Source organism: Mesorhizobium sp. M7D.F.Ca.US.004.03.1.1, assembly GCF_003998635.1.
Classification (GTDB): Bacteria; Pseudomonadota; Alphaproteobacteria; order Rhizobiales; family Rhizobiaceae; genus Mesorhizobium; species Mesorhizobium loti.
In genome coordinates, this window is sequence record NZ_RZQG01001125.1 from 1 (window position 1) to 1,712 (window position 1,712).

The window sequence follows — 1,712 nt, forward strand, 5'->3', positions numbered from 1 at the left end:
TGCCGACGGCGTCGAGCGCGTCGGTGGACTGGCGCACTTCCTTGGGCAGGCCGGCCATTTCAGCAATGCCGCCGGCATTGTCGGTGACCGGGCCGAAGGCGTCGAGAGCAACGATCATGCCGGCAAGGCCGAGCATCGTGGTGACCGCGATCGCCGTACCGAAGAGACCGGCGAGCTGATAAGTCGAGATGATGCCGCCGACGATGACGATCGCCGGCAGCGCCGTCGATTCCAGCGAGACCGCAAGGCCCTGGATGACGTTGGTGCCGTGACCGGTGACCGACGCCTGGGCGATGGAGTTGACCGGGCGCTTGTTGGTGCCGGTATAGTATTCGGTGATCACGACGATGAGACCGGTCACCACGAGGCCGACGAGGCCGCAGATGAACAGGTTCTTGCCGGTGATGGCCATGCCGGCAACGGTGCCGATCTCGCCCCAGCCCAGGGTGACCGAGGTGGCGACGCCAAGACCGACGATGGATAGCAGGCCGGTGACGATCAGGCCCTTGTAGAGTGCGCCCATGATCGAGCCGTTGGAACCGAGCTTGACGAAGAAGGTGCCGACGATCGAGGTCAGGATGCAAGCGCCGCAGATGGCGAGCGGATAAAGCATGGCCGCACCCAGGACAGGGGTGCCGCCAAAGAAGATGGCAGCCAGAACCATGGTGGCGACGACGGTCACCGCATAGGTCTCGAACAGGTCGGCGGCCATGCCGGCGCAGTCGCCGACATTGTCGCCGACATTGTCGGCGATGGTGGCCGGATTGCGCGGATCGTCTTCGGGAATACCGGCTTCGACCTTGCCGACGAGATCGCCGCCGACATCCGCCCCCTTGGTGAAGATACCGCCGCCGAGACGGGCGAAGATCGAGATCAGCGATGCGCCGAAGCCGAGCGAGACCAGCGAGTCGATGACGATGCGGTCATTGGGCTGAAGGCCCATGAAGTGGGTCAGGACAAGGTAGTAGATCGATACGCCGAGCAAGGCCAGGCCAGCAACCAGCATGCCGGTGATGGCGCCCGATTTGAACGCTATGTCGAGGCCGGCAGCGAGGCTGTTTGATGCGGCCTGCGCCGTGCGAACGTTGGCGCGAACGGAGACATGCATGCCGATGAAGCCGGCGGCGCCCGAAAGCACCGCACCGATCAGGAAGCCGATCGCGGCGGTGATGGACAGCAACCACCAGGCGAGCACAAGGACGACGACGCCAACGATAGCGATGGTGGTGTACTGACGCGCCAAATAGGCTTGTGCGCCCTCGCGGATAGCCGCGGAGATTTCCTGCATGCGTGCATTGCCCTGATCGGCCGCAAGGACCGAACGTGTCGCCCAGATGGCGTAAAGGATTGAAAGCAGGCCGCAGGCGATGACGGCGGAAATAATTGTCATTGCCGGATTTTCCTCTATTGATGGCCCAAAAGAACCCCTCCCTGGGCCGTTGAGACAGAGACCGTATTCCTCAGACGGAATCCAACCCTTCGCAGCGGTGTATGCGAAACGGGGCTCGGAACGTCAAGATATTGTTCGGTTTTTGCCCGGCTTTCGCCGCAATGCCTTCTTGCAAACCGATTGAATTTATTCAGATCGGGCCATGCCCGGCACTGAAGGGCTTGTGGCGGCCCTGAAAGCTCAGTCGTTGAGTCCAGCCAGCTGCTCGTCCGTTGGTCAGGTCAGAACAGGTGCAACACGACCAATCAGCCGATGCCCGCAC

General features: G+C 62.3%; 1 protein-coding gene. It reads right to left on the reverse strand.

Annotation, left to right across the window (positions count from 1 at the left end):
- On the reverse strand, window positions 1-1,390 hold a 1,390-nt coding region (locus EN935_RS34635), incomplete at its 3' end, for a sodium/proton-translocating pyrophosphatase (RefSeq protein WP_206534647.1).
- Between the last annotated feature and the right edge of the window lie 322 nt (window positions 1,391-1,712).